The 16,869-nt window shown below is 45.7% G+C and carries 14 protein-coding genes; 2 read left to right on the forward strand and 12 right to left on the reverse strand.

Annotation, left to right across the window (positions count from 1 at the left end; genetic code table 11):
- Window positions 1-198: 198 nt before the first annotated feature.
- Entirely contained in the window at window positions 199-1,149 is a 951-nt protein-coding gene (locus tag UWK_RS17220; protein ID WP_015405670.1) for a YkgJ family cysteine cluster protein, read from the reverse strand.
- 239 nt (window positions 1,150-1,388) lie between these two features.
- On the opposite strand from UWK_RS17220, the gene UWK_RS17225 reads away from it, so the two are divergent.
- Complete coding sequence (locus UWK_RS17225; protein WP_015405671.1) at window positions 1,389-1,583, forward strand: hypothetical protein; 195 nt, start codon at window positions 1,389-1,391, stop codon at window positions 1,581-1,583.
- 24 nt (window positions 1,584-1,607) lie between these two features.
- Window positions 1,608-2,405 (forward strand): histidinol-phosphatase, encoded by a 798-nt coding sequence (locus UWK_RS17230; protein WP_015405672.1) that lies wholly within the window; start codon window positions 1,608-1,610, stop codon window positions 2,403-2,405.
- 37 nt (window positions 2,406-2,442) lie between these two features.
- Here the strand turns inward: UWK_RS17230 and UWK_RS17235 are convergent, their stop codons facing one another.
- The 11 genes from UWK_RS17235 to murC form a co-directional block, all read right to left on the reverse strand.
- Window positions 2,443-4,059 (reverse strand): HEAT repeat domain-containing protein, encoded by a 1,617-nt coding sequence (locus UWK_RS17235; RefSeq protein WP_015405673.1) that lies wholly within the window; start codon window positions 4,057-4,059, stop codon window positions 2,443-2,445.
- 219 nt (window positions 4,060-4,278) lie between these two features.
- Window positions 4,279-6,006, reverse strand: coding sequence for an FAD-dependent oxidoreductase (locus UWK_RS17240; protein ID WP_015405674.1), 1,728 nt, complete (start codon window positions 6,004-6,006; stop codon window positions 4,279-4,281).
- A 118-nt stretch (window positions 6,007-6,124) separates the two neighbouring features.
- Window positions 6,125-6,925 (reverse strand): ABC transporter permease, encoded by an 801-nt coding sequence (locus tag UWK_RS17245; RefSeq protein ID WP_015405675.1) that lies wholly within the window; start codon window positions 6,923-6,925, stop codon window positions 6,125-6,127.
- Window positions 6,922-7,584: an ABC transporter ATP-binding protein gene (locus UWK_RS17250; protein ID WP_015405676.1), complete on the reverse strand. Its 663-nt coding sequence runs from the start codon at window positions 7,582-7,584 to the stop codon at window positions 6,922-6,924. The genes UWK_RS17245 and UWK_RS17250 overlap by 4 nt, the downstream gene beginning before the upstream one ends.
- The gene (locus UWK_RS17255) at window positions 7,550-9,082 is read right to left on the reverse strand and encodes a sensor histidine kinase (protein WP_228130022.1); all 1,533 of its coding nucleotides are present in this window, start codon (window positions 9,080-9,082) and stop codon (window positions 7,550-7,552) included. The genes UWK_RS17250 and UWK_RS17255 overlap by 35 nt, the downstream gene beginning before the upstream one ends.
- On the reverse strand, window positions 9,015-10,802 hold the full coding sequence (locus UWK_RS17260; protein ID WP_015405678.1) for a radical SAM protein: 1,788 nt from the start codon (window positions 10,800-10,802) through the stop codon (window positions 9,015-9,017). Before UWK_RS17260 ends, UWK_RS17255 begins: the two co-directional genes overlap by 68 nt.
- A 97-nt stretch (window positions 10,803-10,899) precedes the next feature.
- Complete coding sequence (gene ftsZ, locus UWK_RS17265; RefSeq protein WP_015405679.1) at window positions 10,900-12,132, reverse strand: cell division protein FtsZ; 1,233 nt, start codon at window positions 12,130-12,132, stop codon at window positions 10,900-10,902.
- Window positions 12,133-12,255: 123 nt separating this feature from the next.
- On the reverse strand, window positions 12,256-13,521 hold the full coding sequence (gene ftsA, locus UWK_RS17270) for a cell division protein FtsA (RefSeq protein WP_015405680.1): 1,266 nt from the start codon (window positions 13,519-13,521) through the stop codon (window positions 12,256-12,258).
- A gap of 5 nt (window positions 13,522-13,526) precedes the next feature.
- Window positions 13,527-14,525, reverse strand: coding sequence for a cell division protein FtsQ/DivIB (locus UWK_RS18820; protein ID WP_015405681.1), 999 nt, complete (start codon window positions 14,523-14,525; stop codon window positions 13,527-13,529).
- A 15-nt stretch (window positions 14,526-14,540) separates the two neighbouring features.
- Entirely contained in the window at window positions 14,541-15,473 is a 933-nt protein-coding gene (gene murB, locus UWK_RS17280; RefSeq protein ID WP_015405682.1) for a UDP-N-acetylmuramate dehydrogenase, read from the reverse strand.
- On the reverse strand, window positions 15,470-16,858 hold the full coding sequence (gene murC / locus UWK_RS17285; RefSeq protein WP_015405683.1) for a UDP-N-acetylmuramate--L-alanine ligase: 1,389 nt from the start codon (window positions 16,856-16,858) through the stop codon (window positions 15,470-15,472). Before murC ends, murB begins: the two co-directional genes overlap by 4 nt.
- Window positions 16,859-16,869 lie beyond the last annotated feature (11 nt).

Raw genomic sequence — 16,869 nt, forward strand, 5'->3', positions numbered from 1 at the left:
CAACGGTTACCCATTTTTGTTCGTTTCAGTCTTGGCGCATAGCTTCAACTATCGCGCCAAAACAGAAACGAACGAATCTGTGCCACTGTACAAAATTTGAGATAAAACAAAAAAAAGGGCCCTGGAAGAATTCTTCCAGGGCCCTTTTTTTTATTATTTAGATCGCCACGCAGCGATTGACGTGCTGGGAACTATTTTTTACAGATCAGGGTCAACTTCCTCGCCCCTGGCCTTCTTGATTTCCTTATACGCATTGACAGAGTTAGTAACAGAATCATCCTGACGCTGCTTAATTTCTTTCACTTTTTCCTGAATCTTATCCTCTCTGATAGAGAGACCTTCAGCACCAAAAAGAGCATTGGCCAGATATTTGAAAGAAAAAAGCATCAACTCCACATCATCGGACTTGATCTTCTTGAGTGTCTCGTCATCAATTATGTAAGTATCGAGAAATGAACTCTCAAGAACAAACCTGCGAAAATGATCAAGATCGGTGGAAGCCATAAAGAACATTCTTTTTGCCTGTTCTGAAAGTGATGCCTGATGACCAAATGATTTACGACGCATAACCAGTCGTAACCAATCCTTATTCATTTCATCACGAACATCGACTCCCTGATCAGCACGCCATTCGGCAACAGTCCATTCCTTGTCTTCTTGAAAGCCCTTACAGTGATCCTCCTTCACAATAAAGAAAAACTTTTCTTCATCTTTGTGATCGGCCCCGGCCCCCATTGATCCCTGCCCCTCATGGAAATCAGCCATTCCAACGGGATAATATCGGCAGGCTGACGGACGATCCGTGTAAACCGTACACCCTTCAGGGGTAACAAAAGGACATTTATTATCATCCTCACGAAGTTTCAAGGCAACACCCGGCATATCTGTCTGCTCAAGATATACAGGGGTTGTATATTTCTGAAGAAATTCATGAGCTGGAACATCCAACCGCTTTTTAAGCATCAAAATATCATAGGGAGTTAAAATAATCTTGATACCACCACAACAGGCAGTGAAACATTCTACCCCTGGATGACAACGAAATTTGATTTTTGACTCTAAAGTTAATTTCTTCGGAAGAATATTAGAAGGGTTGAGTCCCTTACCAAACAACGTTTTTTCCTTACCTGACATATCCTGCTCGCTCATTCAAACACCTTTTATTCGTTAATTGTATCGTTATATCTCTTACTAGAGAATGAATTCATATTCATTGAAACTGACATAGTAAACACATAGCAGGTCAGTGTCAAACCTATTTCCCACAAGGATTTTGGCATTTCAGATTATCCTTAACTTTTAATTCAAATTTCTTGCGGTTTAACTCAAAGATACGTATAGTCGATCTCTACAATTTACTTTTATTCTTTTACATTCGGATATAGTGCATGAAACTTTTCGTTCGTCCCGTAGATTTCACCAGAGTACATACTCTGGTTTACCACCTTCCAGAAGGCCCAAGCGTTTCCCTGCCCCCAGAGGGAATCGAAGAGTTCCTTGAAATGGAACTGAATAATGGCCATATTTGCGACACATCAGATATTGATGGTGTTATTCATTTATTTCCAAAGGGAAATGCCTGATTCTTCTTTATCTCTTTCTCTTCCATGACCAGTCCGCTGCCAGGTGAACTGACATTCCACTCGGATGGACACATTCACACAAAGTATTGCCACCACGCTAAAGGTGAAATGGAAGAATATGTTCTCAGTGGAATTGCGGCCGGGCTTGATGAAATTGTGTTCCTTGAGCACATGGAGGCAGGGGTAAGCTATTTTGAAAAAACCTGGCTCACTGAAGATGATTTTGATCTCTATTTTTCTGAGGGACAACGACTTCAGAAAAAGTTTAAAAAGCGTATCCGAATATCACTCGGAGTTGAAGTAGGTTACAGCCCAAGTCACGGAGAAGAGCTGCTGAAGCGCTTAGAACGGAGAAACTGGGATAGGGTTGGAGTTTCCTATCATTTTATGCCGGTTCCCGAAAAGGAACACCACCTGAACCTGGTAAGCCGTAAAGAGTCAAACATTCTTGCCATTGAAGCAGGTGGCTGTCACAAAATTCTTTGCGAATATTTCTCCACCCTGACCGAGGCGGTTGAATTCCTCCCCGGCACAGTCCTCTGCCACCTGGATGCCGCACTTCGCTTCCAGCCGGGAATCACAATAGACAACAGCTACAGAAACCAGATACAGAAACTTCTTGGTGCGGTAAAAAAGAAGGGGATGGCTCTGGAAGTGAATACCTCAGGGTTCAGCATCAGGGGGACTCCTTTTCCGGCTCCTTTTATCATAAGAGAAGCACTTGCCTTGAAGATCCCCCTGCTAGCGGGGTCTGACGCCCACAAACCTGAAGATGTGGGAAGAAATTTTAATTTGCTGGAGAAATATCTCCAAACCATCTAACTGACTTTTTTCCAGCAGCCGTTTTCTTACTGAATGCCTACATGAACTCATCCATTGCGGCCTTCAATGATTTGGCATTAAAAGGTTTTTGTATCACTTTGTTCACCCCCGCGGCATAAGCAGCTTCATTATCATTTGTTTCATTCTGAGTAGTTACCATGATAATGGGCAATTCCTTCGGAGAATATTTTTTTCTGATTTCTGCTGCCATCATCACACCTGTAATTTCAGGCATATTTAAATCTGTAAGAACCATGGCTGGTTTCTCGTTCTGCAGCCACTCAATCGCCGAAGCAGGAAATTCAAAGAGAACCGGCTCAAACCCTAGCTCGTGAAGAGTTGCTTTGTAGATGTTAAGAATCATACGAGAATCGTCAACGGCAACCACCTTCACCAGATTCTTTACATCTTCACCACCTTGAATTTTATTAGCAAACTCATCAAACCCGTGCTTCACCAGAAGCCTGGTATAATGTTCTTTTGTATCCTTATGAGCATGAGGCAGATAAACAAGAGACAGTTCCTGAAAAAAATCCTCAGCCGCAAGGCTTAAAAATATCTTATCAACCTGGGCACTTACAATAATCTTTGCAATATGCCTGGCCTCATCCCCCTTGGGCCGAAGAAGATTTTTAATTCCCGCTGTAAGTATCTCCGAATAATTCTGATCAATTGCCTTTGCTGCCGCCACACAAACATGATCTTCAGGATCGGTAAGCCCGGCAGTCAACGTATAGGCTCCTTTACGTAAAGGCAGAAGAGCAAGTGCTTCATAGGCTGCAAAACGAACATTCGCACTTTTGGGATCCTTTCCAAGAAGTTTCCTGATGGGCATAATGGCAGATTCATCACCTATATCACCAAGAACATTCAAGGTATGAATAACAAAATCTGGATCATCCTGAAGAAGATTATCAATGAGTGCAGGAACGGCTTTGGCACCAATACGCACCAGTTCCTGCTTGGCATAAATACGCATATGGGCATAATGGGAGGCCAGAGTGTCATTGAGTTTTTCTAAAGAGACAGGATCCTGAACATCGGCAAAAATGGAAAGAATCATATAGTCCATCTCGTTGTCGGTCCCCATACGCTCGGCTAGCCTATGCATGGCAGATTGGGTACCAACCTGACCGAGAGCCTGAATGGCTGTAATAATCAAATCTCTGTTTGCGGCATACAGATAATCCGTAAGGGTATTGATCGCCTGCGGATCACCTATCAGTCCTAACGTCTCGATTATCAGTTTAATTTCGGGTTCATCCTGGGAGTTTGCCACCAGATATAAAAGTGCAGGGACAGCCTCTTCAAATCGCAGCTCGCCGGCCACATTAATCAGGTGCGTTTTATCCTTGATTGACGTATCCGACAGAAACTCAATCAACAGCTCAGGGTAAGCCAGAAGGTTGGAAAGAAGGGTCTCCTTAATAACGGGAAGTTCATCAACAATAGACACATGCTCTGTCATCAAATAGAGAAGAATCGGCACAGTAAACCTGACATCACCACGGGATAGTTCATAGATCAACCTGTTCTGCGTCTTCATATCCACATCTGGAAGATGGGCAAGAACAAGTTTTGTTTTCAAGGTATCCCCAGTCTGGATATTGTCCCGAATTTCATCAATCATATGTTGAGTATTCAAATCTGCCATAAAATATCCCTTCTCAGGTTCAGTAGTATTTAATATTTTTCATATAAATTTGGACATACTGCTTTCTCACTGCAAAAGAAGGATAGCATAAAAGTAAGAATGATGTCTAGGAGCTTGTAAAATATCAGAAACTTTTAATGGAAAAAGGCCACTGCAGAGGAAAAAAATTGGCAGGAGGGTGGATTCCTCTCCTGCCGGAATATGAAAAGACAACTTTTTTTATTTACCGGGATACCAGTCTATACCCATACGACGCAACATGTTGAATCCACCACTCAGCACCAGAGTCTGGTCAACACCAACACTCTTCAAAAAGCTCTGGATCTCAAAGGATCGTGTCCCTGCATCACAGAGGATAATAAGTTTTTTATCCAAAGGCAGCTCTTTAAAACGTTTTCGGATTTCATTATAAGGTATGGCACACCACTTATCGACTCCAAATTTTTCAACACAGGGTCCCGCTTCTATCGGGTGCCTGATATCAAGTGCGATCCAATCGGGCTGAGTTGAGAAATCATCCATCCAGACAAGGAAAGACTCAAGGGTTGTTTTGTGAAGACGCCCGTCGCAAAGATTATCTGCAACATAGGCTATGGCATTTATAGAATCTATTGCTGCTGAGAATGGTGGCGCATAGGCCATTTCGAGGGTTCCAAAATCGTCAATGGTTGCCCCCATGGAGATATATGCGGCAGCCGCATCAATCCGTGCTGAGATACCGTCACCCATAGGACCGAATCCCTGAAGACCTAAAACTTTTCGGGTTCTGCGATCAAACACCATCTGGAAACAGACTATGGATTCAGTTGGAAAAAAATGAGCGCGATCAGATGGTGCAGTGAGTGCAACGTCAGCATCAAAACCCTCTGCCAGGGCAACTTCAAGACTCAGCCCGGTAGCACCGATACACACATCGAAGGCCTTCATAATAAAACTTCCAACGGCTCCCTTAAACTTTGAAGGAATACCCGCCATATTATCCCCAGCTACGCGTCCTTCCTTATTGGCAAGAGATCCAAGGGGAGCGTAGAATTTTTTCCCAGAAACAAGGTGCATTACCTCAATACAGTCACCAGCAGCATAAATGGAAGGATCTGAGGTCTGCATACGTTCATTGACAACAATTGCTCCCATGGGGGAAGTTTGCAGGCCCGCCTCCACGGCGATCTCGGTACGTGGCCGCACCCCAGCTGCCATAATCACAATATCCGCCTCCAGGGTACGCTTTGCAGTGCGCAGTCCTGTTACTTTACCATTTTCACCGACGATCTCCGTTGCCCCCTCACCGAGGAAAATATCCACATCGTTGTCACGCATGTGTTTAGTAAGCATGGAGGCCATTGGCGAATCAACAATTCGAGGCAGAACCTGAGGCATAAATTCAACAACTGAAGTCTCAACTCCCCAGAGATCTTTAAAAGCCTCGGCCATCTCAAGACCGATTGCGCCACCACCGATAACCACTGCTTTACCAACCTTCCCCTTGGCTATACGGTCTTTAATTTCGATGGCCTTGTGCAAATCGGAAATTGTAAAAACGCCATCAAGATCGGCTCCAGGGATTGGTAAAACAAAAGGACGGGAACCGGTAGCAATCATCAGGGTGTCATAGGGAATATCCTCTTCCGCACCACTTGCAACATTCTGTACTTTCACCGTTTTATTCTGGCGGTTGATAGCCGTGGCCCTGGTACCACTTTTAACAAGAACGCCCTTTGCATCCTCAAAAAAATCTTCGTTTCGGACCATATGGAAGCTGGTGGAACGCAGTTCTGCCTCATCGGAAACGTCTCCTGAGACATAGTAGGGAATGCCACAGCCACCGTAGGAAAACAGGGTATCCTGATCGATGATGGTAACCTCGGCATCCTGCATCAGTCGTTTCACACGACATGCAGCTTTAGGGCCCGCTGCTACGCCACCCACGATTACAATTTTTGCTCCCATTTCAAAATCCTCCAAATATAGAAATACATCTTACGCAATGGTATTTAACGAAAAAACGATATGGACAAATGAACAATAAAACAGGGTAAATTACAAGCAGAAAAAGGACGAATAAGGGTTACTTGACACTGATGAGACAATCAAGCACGAGACGCTGCCGATCATCAAAAAGTCGACGGCTGATCAGCCAGATGGCGGCAAGTACACCAAAACCAGTTCCCGCAGCTATAAGAAACATGATTAGAATCTGATACTTCACTGCATCCAGAGGGCTTGAGCCACCAAGAATCTGACCCGTCATCATACCAGGAAGGCTTACAATACCAGCTGCAGCCATGGAATTAATGATGGGAATCATACCGGTACGCATGCAATCACGCCGTATATCTCCGCTGGCCTCCTGCCAGCTCTGGCCGAGAAGAAGACGCTGCTCTATCACACCACGCTGATCATACATCCCGGTGGTCAATCGATCGGAAGCAATGGCAACGCCATTCATAGTATTGCCAAGGAGCATGCCAAGCATTGGGATAGCATATTGAGGAGTATACCAGGGATCAACGCCAACCATAACGGTCAATGCAAGAAAGGTTACTGTAAAAGAAGAGACCAGCATGGAACCGGTACTGATGAGATATCCCGTGCTGCCGCGCAGCTTTCGCTTTTGCCTGGCCCGTACTTCATATCCCGCGACAAGGAGCATAAAGATCGACATAAACCCTACCGGAATAAAGCCTTCACTTGCAAAGAGGAGTTTAAGAACCATACCGACAAGTAGCAACTGTACGGTCATTCGGATTCCTGAAATAACAATCCGTCTTTCAAGGCCAAGCCCGATACGAAGGGATGTTGCAGCAAGTATCAACAACAGAGAGGCAGCTAAAGAGAGATCAAAAGTGCTCAGCGATATCACGTTCATTCCCGGTTCTCCTTAACAAGACCTGTCGTTTCAACAGTGCAGACTGTGTCTGCCACACGAAAGAGCTGATCGCGGTCGTGGCTCACCCATATACAGCTTATCTGCCTGTGAAAACGAATATCGGCAACAATCTCCTCCACCACGGCAACCATTTTTTTATCAAGGGCCGATGTCGGCTCATCGAGCAGCAGGACACGGGGTCTGTTTATCAGAGTACGAATAAGTGAAAGCCGCTGCCGCTCACCCGTTGACAACCTGCTGACCTGCCATTCCATAACATCCTGAGAGAAGCCTAATCTTTCCATCAGATCCTTGAATTCAGGGTCTAACAAGCCACCGTTAAAATGCGCCCCGACACTATCGTACCACCAGAAAGATTCTGCCGGGAGCATGGCCACCATTTTCCTCCAGATTGGGGGAGAGACTGAAGAACAGACATCAGCATTAAGGATGCATTCACCGTCATGGGGAATCACATCAGCCACTGCCCTCAGTAGTTGTGTCTTGCCAACTCCTGATTTGCCAGTCAATCCGAGACATCCTCCAGGAATCACAGTGATGGAGTATGGCCCATTACCGAGAAATGAAAGATTCGAAAGTCGTAACCCCTGCCCTGGAAATTTTTCAAGGGAGGGTGATTGTAAAGGTGCTGCCTTCATTTTCTTTTGAGCTCACTGATATTGTTCCATGATGCTGTTCAATGATATTCCTGGTAATGGCAAGACCGAGTCCGGTCCCCCTGTTCTTATCGGTAAAGAAAGGTTTGAAAATTTGTGCATTTTTTTCTTCACTCATCCCCACACCACTATCCTGAATTGTAATACAAACTGACCCATCGGATACCTGGACACCGGTGCTTACACGTAAGAATCCTCCCTCCGGCATCGCTTGAATAGCGTTCACAAGAATATTGAGCAGGGCACGATAAAAATGATCCGGGTCTATGGTAATACGACCAACGGTTGGAGAAAATTCTGTTTCAAGAATAATATTATTTTCAGAAAGTTCAGGCTTGATAAATTGCAGGGCCTGAGAAATTAAATTATTAATATCAACCGGAGAAAGTTTCACTTTCTGAGGCCTTGCAAAATCAAGAAACTCGAGCACAATATTGTTGAGTCGTGTAGTTTCAGCTATTATAATCTCGGCAAGATTTTCATTTCCAGGGGCTACTTTCCTGATCCTCTTTGCAAGAATCTCAGCAGTGGAGCGTACGATCCCAAGAGGACTCTTTATCTCGTGGGAAACCGTTGCCACCATGGTTCCAAGATGGGCAAGTCTCTGTGCATCACTCAGTTTTTGTTCCAGACTTAAGCGTTCACGAACTCGTTTTTCCATGATTTTACCGGCTCTGCTGACAATGATCAACAAAACCAGAAAGAGAATAAACATGACCAGTGAAGAGACAAAAATAATACGTCCCTGAAGCCGGACAATGGCTGTATAATCAACGGAAAGATCCTGGGTTATTTCGAGAACTCCCATAATCTGTCCGTCACCACTTGCATCGTCTCGAACCTGACGGAATGGTATAAACGTCTTAAGAAGGCAATGGGCATCCTGAATTCCTGGAAGCAGGCTCAAGATACTACCACTTGAAACTATCTGAGAATTGGCAACACCAAGTAATGCCTTTTCATATTCAAGCCCTCCGATGTTTTTTCTCCCTATCAGTTCTTCATTCGTGGAATATGAAATGATGTTAACGTTGGAGTCATAAATCGTTACCGTTTCCATCTTCATACTGGCAGTAACATTACGGACAATAAGGTCAAGCCTTTGGAACTGTTCAGGATTTGAAAGTGCTATTGTGCCATAACGGATAACCGTTGGCAGCACAAATCCCCTGAACACCTGCTGATTGAGATTTTCTGCAAGAAGCAGCGAATAAGCCTCACTTTGATCCAACATCACAGTACGGGCATGTTTTGAGATAAACCAGGAGAGAAAGAGGGTAAAAATTAAAATAACTCCAAGGCTGGTAAAAGAAAAATACTTCACCAGCTGAAAAGGCATGAGACCGGCACGAAGTTTTTCAAGCTGCTCAGGGTCATTCATGGATGAAACCTGGGAAGATTGTCTCTCGTCTTCAGTCACCACACACCCCGCAGCGTCTGCAGACAGTCGTATCGCAGGGGGCAGTCGTCTTTGCCGCAAATCCTTTCTGATACTCCTTCCACAGATAGTCCTGTTTAATTGAATGATCCACTATATTCCAGGGAAAATAATCACCCGCGCCGTACTGGTGAACAGCAAAAAATTCAGGAGTCAGTCCCTCCTGGCGCATTGCCTGCTTCCATGGTTTGCCGGTTTTTGCCATTTTGGCAAGCACCATCGCAAGGCGCCGGTCACCTCTTGCAAGTACCGCCTGGAATAGGACATTATCGGGCTTGTCATTATTCATACGGACATTTGCTTCTGAGGATATCCCTTTTTTCAGGAAGTCGATCTTGGCCTTCAGGGATTTAACAACATGGGTGGCAAGCCCATCGTTATGGATTTCAAGCTGTTCCCCACCAAAAGGGTGGAACTGAAATGGTGTCCATGGCTTGGGGGCAAAACAATTCACCGACAGGCTGATTTCACACAATCTACCTCTGGCTTTACCAAAGGGAAGCATCCGTTCCCGTATCTTGCCTATCAGATCGAGCATTTCCTCCAGGTCTTCGGAGGTCTCGGTTGGAAGCCCAATCATAAAATAGAGTTTCAACTTATACAAACCAACATCTGCAAGACGTTCAACAGCTACAAGTATATCTTCCTCGGTGAGATTTTTATTAATGACTCTGCGCAGTCGTTCGGAGGCGCCATCCGGTGCAATGGCCACACTTTTCAAACCACTGCTACCAAGCAAGGTTAAAAGCGGCCCGGAAATCCTATCCGCCCGGAGTGATGAAAACGACAGGGAACAACCGCTGTCAAGCAGGTATGATGAAAGCATTTCAAGCTCATCCTGATCAGCCATTTCCATTCCCAGTAGCCCAATCCGGTGCACATTTGCATTACGTTCTTCAAGTCCTGCAACCACAGCATCAGCATCCCACAACCTTGGTGGTCTGTATATGAACCCTGCAGCACAGAATCGGCAACCTCGGGAACAGCCTCTTCCCAGTTCCGTTACATACAAATTTGAAAATTCTGCCTCAGGACTGAGGATTTGAGAATGGGCAGCTTTAGTGACAGTTGACACGACAACCTTGGTAACTCGTTCTGGAATTCCAGGAGCTGGAGTAGTGCCAGTCTGTCTTCCTGTCACATCATCGTAAACGGGAGTATACAAAGAGGGGACATAGGCTCCGTCAATTTTATGCTGAATCTGAAACAAAATCTCGGACCTGCTCAGGCTGTCAAGAGTACTACCAAACAAAGAAAGAAGAGGCGACAGCATACCCTCTGCCTCCCCTAAAAGGAAAAGATCGGTAAAGGGTGCAAGAGGTTCCGGGTTCATAAAGGTGGCCACCCCGCCACCAATGACCAGAGGACTTGCTGGGGTAACAGCACCATCACTTCGATCTTCTGCCAGAAGAGGCACTCCACCGGCTAGCAGCAGGCGTGCAATATTTACATAATCATGTTCAAAGCTGATGGAATAAAAAAGGAGTGAAAATTCGGAAAGCGATCGGCCCGATTCAAAAGAACGGAGGGATGAATGATTATCTTCTGGCAGAAAAAAGCGTTCACAAACCAAATCATCATGGTCATTCAGTAAGGAATAGACCAGTTGAAAACCAAGGCTGGATACCCCTACCCCATACCTGTTCGGGTACAGAAGAGCTACGGGAAGTCGCCCGGTCCATTTCTTGAGATAGGTGCCGCTTTCCTGATCCTGCAATCTGGTGTTGTCGGCACCTTGTTTTTTCTGCTTTCCCCTGCCCAAATGAATTAGCCCCGGGTATATGGAATGAAAGCCGGGACAAGCACCCTCATGAACTTATTTCCTGCCGAAAAACACCAGGAAAATGTTTACTACACCATTAATTGGCCTTTTTCCTGAGATACGTAGGAGTTTCCATATAGTCCTCATTCCAGGGTTTGTTCTCCTTGTTGGACTGCAACGGATCCCCTGAAGAAATACCATGATTCTCAAATCCGTTAAAATTTGATGATGGAAAAATGGAACTCCCTCTGCGCTGGTTTGGTGGCGCTGGAGTAGGATTCCCGGGACGCCCCTCGTTTTCATTAGCTGCCTGGATGCCACCGCTTTTTTCAGGAATGTTTACCTGAACAAGCTCTTTTTTCTTGGGTACTGATTCACCCACACCAGTGGCGATAACGGTAACGTGCAGCTCATCCCCAAGCGCATCATCATACAGGGCACCAATAACAACCTTGGCTTCATCGTCAACCTTATCCTGGATAAGGGCAGATGCTTCCATAAACTCTGCCATTGTAAAAGACTCTTCTGATGCGGAAATATTTATAAGCAATCCACGTGCTCCATCAATACCGACATCTTCCAGAAGTTGATTATCAATGGCACGGTTTGCAGCCTCAGTGGCACGATTTTCGCCAACCGCAGAACCACTGCCCATAATAGCAGGACCAACCTCGCGCATAACTGTTCGCAAGTCAGCAAAATCAGCATTCATAAGTCCTGGAACGTTTATCAGATCGGTAATTCCCTTAACTGCCTGCAACAGAACCTTGTCGGCCATGCTCAGCATATCTGAAAGTTTGGAATTTTTCTGCATAAGAGACAGCAGACGATCATTGGGCACAGTGATAATTGTATCGGCATACTTGCGCAGTTGTTCCCAGCCCTGCTCCGCGTTGCGCATACGAAATTTACCTTCAAAATGGAAGGGCTTCGTTACAACAGCGACGGTTAATGCGCCCATCTCTCTGGCTATTTTTGCAACAATCGGAGCGGCGCCCGTACCGGTTCCACCGCCTAGTCCTGCTGCAACAAAAACCATATCGGCACCCTTGAGGCTCTTTGTCAGCTCATCAATGGACTCCAAAGCAGACTGTTCCCCGGTCTCGGGATCTGCACCTGCTCCAAGTCCCTTGGTGATTCCAGGTCCTATCTGCAGGCACACATCGGCACAGGATTGATCAAGTGCCTGCTTATCAGTGTTTGCTGTTATAAACTCAACACCCTGGAGTCGATGTTCAACCATGGTATTGATAGCATTTCCTCCGCCACCGCCAACACCAATGACCTTAACTACTGCAACACCTTCTGTTTCCGCCATTCTAAACGGCATAATCTCTCCTCTGTTCACGAAAACAGCGACATCCAAATGCCACTTTTCCATAAAATTTAAACAAGCAAATCATAGCATTTACAGCCTGCCTCTGAAACCTATTTTTTCAAAATTCACAAAAAATCACATTATTTTTCTGAGCCAGTCCTTCATTCGACCAACCATTGAGCTGTCACTGTAACGTTTATCAACCTGGTGCTGACGACCATACATCACCAGGCCAACCCCAGTGGTGCACCGTGGCGTATTTACTTCGTTCACCTTTCCACCTATCTGCGCCGGATATCCAATCCGTACCGGAAGGTCAAAGATCTGCTCTGCAAGATCTGCAAGATTGGCAAGTAACGCTGTACCACCGGTGATGACGATCCCACCATTTATTTTATTTTTCAAGCCGCAATTTATCAAATTCTGATTCACCATTTCCAGGATTTCAACCATTCTGGCCTGAACAATGTCAACCAGCACTTTCTGGGTCACTTTTCGTGGCTCACGATCACCAACAGTCGGGACATCTACAACATGATTGGGTTTTATCAGGGACGAAATGGCACAGCCAAAATCTTCCTTTAAACGTTCCGCATCCTGCAAAGGCGTTCGCAAACCGACCGAGAGGTCATTGGTAAGATTGTGACCACCAAGGCCTATTTCACAGGTATGACGGATGGTTCCATCGCAAAACACGGCAAGGTCCGTAGTCCCACCGCCAATATCAAGCAATGCCACCCCCAACTCCATCTCATCGGGACTCAATGTGGCATGGGCCGAGGCAATAGATTCCAGTACCATATCGGCAACTTCGAGCCCTGCCTTGTTGCAGCAGGTGTATAAATTGTGAACTGCTCCCATATCAGCAGTCACAATATGCACATTGGTAACCAGTCGAACTCCCGTCATCCCGATGGGATTCTGAATCCCGGTATGGTCATCCACCATATACTCCTGAGGAAGTACATGGATTATCTGCTGATTTTCAGATATTTTAACAGTACGTGCCGCAACAATGACATCCTCGACGTCACTTTGTTTAATTTCACGACCGTTAATTGCTATGATTCCAGGGCTGTTAAAGCCTTTAATATGATTTCCGGCGATCCCTACATAAACAGTACGAAGATCACACCCTGCTGACTCCTCAGCCTGTTTCACCGCCTGACGGATCGACTTGACCGTTGATTCAATATTAACAACCACTCCCTTCTTAAGACCAACCGAGGGAGCAGTGCCAATACCGATAATATCCACACTGCTCTCAAACACTTCTCCCACCACACAACAGATCTTGGTGGTTCCAATATCAAGCCCAACTACAAGATCTCCGGCTTCCCGTTCTTTTTCGTCTCGCTCAAGTTCCACCCCACCGATCGCCTTCAGTTCAATCTCATCCATTTTTTCTACCCTGAGTGATTTCGTACCACTAAAACTTTATCTTCCTGATAATCCATACGGATAAAGGCCACATCCTCGATAATGGCCTTTCCTTTTTTCTTTTCATACAACACTTTCAAAACCCTGTGTAACTGAGAAAATTTTTTCTCCACCTCTCCTTTTCCAAAATAAATAGGAAAAGGATGCTCAACTAGATAGACTATCAGTTCACCTTCTGGAGTGAAATGAATCTCCGAAATATTCTGGGCAGGAAGATTTGGATTATTTTGGCTAGCCAGTCGTAAAAAAGTGGACGCAGCGTCAAGTGATTGTTTCTTCACTATTTCTGCCTCAACAAGATCAAGCCCTGTGATGACAGGAAAATCCAAATCCTGTCCTGAAGCTACCGTCGCAAAAAGAACTCCTCTGCCATCAAGATACTGAAATCCATTTTCTTCCCCATGAGCAACCAGGGCCTGAGGACGATATTCTTTTATCGAAATCAACAAACCATCTGGCCATATTCGCCGTATTTTTGCCTGTTCAACCCATGGATGCCTCTCAAGACGCTCCTTTATGGCTCCAGGTTGCAAAGTCAACATATTCATTTCATATGTGATATCTGCATACTTTCTCAGTTCTTTGGCATTTGTTACCACACAGCCACTGATTTCAATCTCATGGACACGAAAATAGAGCAAATCCCCGAAGAGAGTCCGCCACGACCCAAGCGTGAGGAAGTATCCTGCCGCAACAAGGATCCCTGTCAACAACAGAAGCTTAAAGGGAGCCCTCTTTCTCCTGTTATCTTTCTCAGCCCCAAGCCCCATACTCTGCCGACCACGCCCTTCTTTCCTTGTCTGCCATTTTTCTCGTACACTTTTCCTTCTTGCAGTTGTGTTCAGATCTTTTGCCTGATAGCCCTGCTGGGTGATCTTTCTCGAAAGAACAGACATTTCACTGTCTTTCTTTTTTTTTCTCACAAAAAGCACTCTGAGATTGGCAAATACTGATCGTTTCTTCATCTTTTCATCAGTTGTTTAGAGAAAGTGTACTTCTGGAAAAAGGTGAATGCCACTATCTTTTTCAACCTGTTCAGTAACAATATCCATAAGCTGACACACATCTCCGGCTGTGGCTGTCCCGGTGTTAACGATAAAATTCGCATGGACCGGAGATATCATGGCGCCACCGCAACATCTCCCTTTCAGACCCGACGCTTCAATAAGGCGCCCCGCAGAATCACCATTGGGATTTTTGAAAAATGATCCTGCATTTTTTTCTATCCTGGGTTGTTTTTCCTTACGCATCTGAACATTTTCGCGACAACGTTTCTGGACAGATACCTTAGTTTCAGGAACGAGGGATAAATCAACCGAGACTACTATTCGTTTTTTCTCAGCATCCCCTTGATTTGCCCAGAGCCTATAAGTAAATTCAAGCTCATCCCGGTTCAAAGTCTCGACACCAGCCGCTGAAGACATGACATCAAGAGCAGCTACAACTCCTGCAATTTCCTCACCCATAGCCCCTGCATTCATTACCACTGCCCCGCCGACAGATCCTGGAATTCCAGCGGCAAACTCAAGTCCGGAATAGCCGCGTTCAGTACACCAGTTCAAAAGCTTTGCCAGACTGCATCCTGCTCCGACTCTGATACGGATCGATTCTGCTCCTGGTTCCGTCAGGTCCTCTATCTCAGAAAGTTCCTTTCCAAACAAAAGAACTACTCCGGCAAAACCGCCATCGGAAACAAGGAGATTGCTCCCTCTCCCGATAAAACGCCATGCAAGATCATTCTCGGCAAAACATTTCAGCAACCTGCCCAGTTCCGCAACACTTTCAACCACAATAAGAGCGTCCGCCGGCCCTCCAATTCCAAAGGAAGTATAGGGCGCAAGTGGACAATCCCATTTCACGTCCCCTTCTGCAACTGTTATGATGCGTTCCCGCAGGTTCCTTGCTATGGTCATTCCCGCTTCTCTTCCTCGATCAGTGCGACCAGGGCTTCACCGGCAAGAACTATATTTCCAGCACCCAGGGTCAATACCAGGTCACCCTCGTTAAGTTCCGGCAATAGTGCCTCTGCCAGACCCTCAACACGAGAGGCAAATTTTGTCTTCCGCTGACCATGCTTTTTCACTTCATCAAGTAATATTTCGCCCGATATTCTTTCATCAGGGATTTCACTTGCCGCATAAATTTCTGTCATCACCAAATAGTCAGCCTGATGGAAACAGGTTCTGAACTCCTCGAGTAGAGCCAGAGTTCTGCTGTACCTGTGTGGCTGAAAGAGGACGACCAGTCTCTTCTCAGGCCACCCCTCTTTAATAGCAGCCAGGGTGGCTCTGATTTCTGTCGGGTGATGCCCATAGTCATCAATTACCGTAATTCCACGCCCCTTCCCTTTCAGCTGCATGCGTCGTTGAACACCCTGAAATGTGGCAAGCGCTTTACTAATGGTCTCAAAGGGAATTGCCAGTTCCAAACCGACACAGATAGCCGCCAGTGCATTATAGACATTGTGTCTCCCTGCAAGCGAGAGGTCTATAGATCCCAGCGATTCGCCTTTGTGGCGTACAGCAAATTTCACCCGGCCATTTCCCGGTTCAATATGATCGGCCATAAGATCGGCCTGAGCGGTCAAACCATAGGTTATCTTACGTTTCTTGATCCTTGGAAGGATATCTGCAATATTCGCATCATCAAGACAGACAATAACCGCACCATAAAAAGGAATTCTGTCAATAAACTCGAGGAACGTTGCCTTAATATGGTCAATATCTTTGTAGTGATCCATATGTTCCAGATCAATATTGGTGACCACCTCAAGAACCGGAGATAATTTAAGGAAGGAGCCATCGCTTTCATCAGCCTCCGCCACCAGGAATTCGCCCTGCCCAAGTTTTGCATTCCCCCCGAGGCTGTCCACCTTCCCGCCCACAACAATAGTGGGATCAAGATTCGCCACATGCATCATCCAGCTCACCATAGAGGTGGTCGATGTTTTGCCATGACTGCCGGCAATGGCTATACCAAATTTTTTAAGACGCATCAGTTCCGCAAGCATCTCTGCCCGCTGAATCACCGGAATCTCTGCGGCAAGTGCTGTCACAACCTCTGGATTATCTTTTGTGATGGCAGAAGAAGTAACCACAACATCTGCCCCTTTGACCCATCGTCCGTCATGCCCCTTGTGAATTGTACCACCAATAGATTCCAGGTTCCTGGTTGTAACAGAATCATTCAAATCAGAACCGGAAACCTCATAGCCGAGATTCAGAAGAAGTTCTGCAATGCCGCTCATTCCTATACCGCCGACACCGACAAAGTGTATTTTTTTTGTTTTGTTGTACATATGATGAGAAG

Origin of the sequence: Desulfocapsa sulfexigens DSM 10523 (assembly GCF_000341395.1) — a bacterium.
Lineage (GTDB): Bacteria > Desulfobacterota > Desulfobulbia > Desulfobulbales > Desulfocapsaceae > Desulfocapsa > Desulfocapsa sulfexigens.